The sequence below is a fragment of the Parvibaculum sp. genome (assembly GCF_049672805.1).
GTDB lineage: Bacteria > Pseudomonadota > Alphaproteobacteria > Parvibaculales > Parvibaculaceae > Parvibaculum.
In genome coordinates this window covers 1-3,258 of record NZ_JBATWS010000030.1, presented here as the reverse complement: position 1 = coordinate 3,258, position 3,258 = coordinate 1, and the positions used below count along the sequence as shown (strand labels likewise).

The following is a 3,258-nucleotide window of genomic DNA, read 5'->3' as shown; positions in this document are numbered from 1 at the left end:
GCTTCGGAGAATGTTGCTTCTGTCGATCTGCGCTGGCCCGCTCCGCGCCGCTTCGATGAGCCGGGCGACACGACTTTCGGCTACACGAATGAAGTGGTCTGGCCGCTGCTTGTCGAGCCTGTCGAGGCAGGCGCGCCGGTGACGCTTCGCCTCACAGTGCAATATGGCGTCTGCGCAAAGATCTGCATTCCCCGTGAGGATGAAATTGAACTGGTGATACCGCCCGCGTCGGCGGAAGGAAATGCGCCCTCTGAAAACGCCGCTGCAACGAAACTGCGTGCCGCCCTTGCGCGCGTGCCGGTGGCGGCTGCCGATCCCGATATTCTCGATATTCGCTGGCGGGAGAACACCGCGCCTACGCTCGACATGGAACTGAAGGGCTGCGGTGCCGGTTGTGTACCGCCGCAACTGGTGATCGAGGAGCCGCACCATATATGGTTTGGTCCGCCCGAGGTCAGGCGGCATGGAGATCATGTTCGTTATTCCATGCCGGTCGAAGTGCTCTCCCCGGGCATGATCGAAGGCGAGGAGCTTGTGGTCATCCTTTCGGATGAAAAGGACGCGCTTCTCATCCGCCGGAAAATGTAACGCCGGGAAGGCTGGTGCCGCCCTGCGAATGGGTCTTTAATGCGGCCCTTATTCTGCGGGCACCGATCCCGCGCCGATAGCACCCCGGAAACAGGAGGAGGTTCCCATGGCCATCAAAGTCGGAGACAAGATACCCGAAGCGACCCTGATGCAGATGACAGACAAGGGTCCGGCCCCTGTGAAGACGGGTGAATTCTTCAAGGGCCGCAAGATCGTGGTCTTCGCGCTGCCCGGTGCGTTCACGCCGACCTGCTCCAACCAGCACCTTCCCGGCTTCGTGAAGAGCGCCGACGAGATTCGCGCCAAGGGCGTGGATGAAATCGTCTGCCTCTCCGTCAACGATGCTTTCGTGATGGGCGCATGGGGCAAGCAGCAGGGTGCGGATGGCAAGGTCACCATGCTGGGCGACGGCAATGGCGACTTCACCAAGGCGCTTGGCCTTGATTTCGACGGCTCGGGCTTCGGCATGGGTACGCGCTCGCTGCGCTATTCCATGCTGGTGGAAGATGGCGTCGTAAAGACCCTCAACAAGGAACAGAATCCCGGTGAGGCGAAAATCTCCGGCGCAGAAAATATTCTGAGCCAGCTCTAATCCCACTCGCGAAATGAATAAAGGCAGCCTCTTGCAAAAGAGGCTGCCTTTTTGTTTTCGCGGAGCGGCTTATTTGCAGTAGGGCGCCATGCCCTGCCGGGCGAGCGCATCGGCGCGGTCATTTTCCGGGTGATCAGAATGGCCCTTCACCCAATGCCATGAGACATCGTGCCGCTCGATCGCCGTTTCGAGGCGCTGCCAGAGTTCAGCGTTTTTCACCGGCTTCTTCGCCGCTGTCTTCCAGCCGTTCTTCTTCCAGCTGTGAATCCATTTCGTGATGCCATCCTTTACATAGGTCGAATCCGTGTGGATGCGCACTTTCATGCCCCGCTTCAGCGCCTCCAGCCCCTGAATGGCGGCCATCAGCTCCATGCGGTTATTTGTGGTGTCGGCTTCGCCGCCGCAAATCTCCTTCTCATTGCCCTTGTAGAGCATGAGAACACCCCAGCCACCCGGCCCCGGATTGCCAGAGCAGGCGCCATCCGTATAAAGATCAACGACATCATCGCTCATGCGTCGAGCCCATAGCCTGCGGGCGAAGTGATGCTGCGATGAAAGCGAAGGCGCAGAAGATATTCATTCGGATTTTTCGGTCGGACAAATGCGCCTTCCGGATGATTGATCCAGTCATAAAGCCGCGTCAGCAGAAAGCGCATCGCGGCACCCCGCGCGAGCAGGGGAAGGGCGGCAAGCTCGTCCTTGCCGAGCGGCCGCACCTGCGCATAGGCCTGAAGCAGCCCCCGCGCCTTGGTGATGTTGAATGACCCATCCTCCTCAAAGCACCAGGCATTGAGACAGATGGCAAGGTCATAGGCGAAGGCGTCGTTACACGCGAAATAGAAATCGATGAGGCCCGAAAGCCTGTCGCCAATGAAAAACACATTGTCGGGGAAGAGATCGGCATGAATGACGCCGGAAGGAAGATGGCGCGGCCAGTCTCTCGACAGTTCGGCAAGTTCTTTTTCAATCTCTGCAGCAAGGCCCGGCTTGAAACCGTCAATCCCCTCGCGGCAGGAAAGAAACACACCGCGCCAGCCCTCGACATCAAGCGCATTGCGGCGCGAGAGCGCAAAGCCGTCTCCGGCGAGGTGGAGTTCGGCAAGCGCTCGCCCGACTTCAACGCAATGGCGCGGCTGCGGCCTGCGAACGGAAACACCGTCGAGAAAGGAGATGATCGCTGCCGACCGCCCGGCGAGATGGCCCTGCATCTCGCCCGTCCGGCTGCGGATGGGTGTCGGGCAGGAGAGGCCGCGTTCCGCCAGGTGGTTCATCAAGCCGAGAAAGAAAGGCAGTTCCTCTTCCGCCACACGCTTTTCATAAAGCGTGAGAATGTAGAACCCTTTGTTTGTATGGAGCAGGAAATTGGAATTCTCGACGCCTTCAGCAATGCCCTTGAAGGAAAGCAGATCGCCCAGATCATAGGTGGCGAGAAAAGCGCGCAGTTCCTCATCGCTGACTTCCGTATAGACCGCCATATTGCCCCCGTCAGCCTGCCAGCACGCGCGGCAGCTTGAACTGCACCGCTTCGCGCCGCACGGATACTTCCTCGACCGTTACATCGAAGCGTTCCTTGAAGGCAGCAATGACTTCATCGACGAGAATATCCGGCGCACTTGCTCCGGCGGTGAGGCCGACAGTCGCCGGATTTCCGAGCGCCGCCCAGTCAATATCGGCGGCCCGCTGAACCAGCGCCGCATAGACGCAGCCGGAGCGTTCGGCGACTTCAACAAGCCGCATCGAGTTGGATGAGTTCGGCGCACCAATGACGAGCATCGCGTTCACCCGCGGCGCAATTTCCTTCACCGCTTCCTGCCGGTTCGTCGTGGCGTAACAAATATCTTCCTTGTGCGGCCCGGCAATGGAGGGGAAACGGCGGCGCAGCACGGCAACGATCCCCGCCGTGTCATCAACGGAGAGCGTGGTCTGCGTCACGAAGGCAAGCTTTTCCGGGTCACGCGGCTCGAATCTCTCTGCATCCGCAACCGTCTCGATCAGCTTCACGCTGCCTTCCGGCAACTGCCCCATCGTGCCGATCACTTCCGGGTGGCCGGCATGGCCGATCAGCACGATTTCAAGCC

Annotated in this window: 4 protein-coding genes and 1 pseudogene; 2 read left to right on the top strand and 3 right to left on the bottom strand. The window is 59.8% G+C overall.

The window, feature by feature from the left end; translation table 11 throughout:
* On the top strand, positions 1–588 hold a 588-nt coding region (locus WBF74_RS00995; RefSeq protein WP_424433941.1), incomplete at its 5' end, for a protein-disulfide reductase DsbD domain-containing protein.
* Positions 589–694: 106 nt separating this feature from the next.
* Positions 695–1,180, top strand: coding sequence for a peroxiredoxin (locus tag WBF74_RS00990; protein WP_424433939.1), 486 nt, complete (start codon positions 695–697; stop codon positions 1,178–1,180).
* A gap of 69 nt (positions 1,181–1,249) precedes the next feature.
* On the opposite strand, the gene rnhA is transcribed toward WBF74_RS00990, so the two are convergent.
* The 3 genes and pseudogenes from rnhA to ispH all read right to left on the bottom strand — a co-directional run.
* Complete coding sequence (gene rnhA / locus WBF74_RS00985; RefSeq protein ID WP_424433937.1) at positions 1,250–1,693, bottom strand: ribonuclease HI; 444 nt, start codon at positions 1,691–1,693, stop codon at positions 1,250–1,252.
* Positions 1,690–2,655 (bottom strand): homoserine kinase, encoded by a 966-nt coding sequence (gene thrB, locus WBF74_RS00980; protein ID WP_424433935.1) that lies wholly within the window; start codon positions 2,653–2,655, stop codon positions 1,690–1,692. The genes rnhA and thrB overlap by 4 nt, the downstream gene beginning before the upstream one ends.
* 10 nt (positions 2,656–2,665) lie before the next feature.
* Positions 2,666–3,258, bottom strand: a pseudogene (ispH, locus tag WBF74_RS00975) (4-hydroxy-3-methylbut-2-enyl diphosphate reductase); the annotation flags it as partial.

Excerpts from the sequence above, each read along its gene's own strand:
- WBF74_RS00990 (WP_424433939.1), top strand. The coding sequence starts at position 695 with ATGGCCATCAAAGTCGGAGACAAGATACCCGAAGCGACCCTGATGCAG.
- rnhA (WP_424433937.1), bottom strand. The coding sequence starts at position 1,693 with ATGAGCGATGATGTCGTTGATCTTTATACGGATGGCGCCTGCTCTGGC.
- thrB (WP_424433935.1), bottom strand. The coding sequence starts at position 2,655 with ATGGCGGTCTATACGGAAGTCAGCGATGAGGAACTGCGCGCTTTTCTC.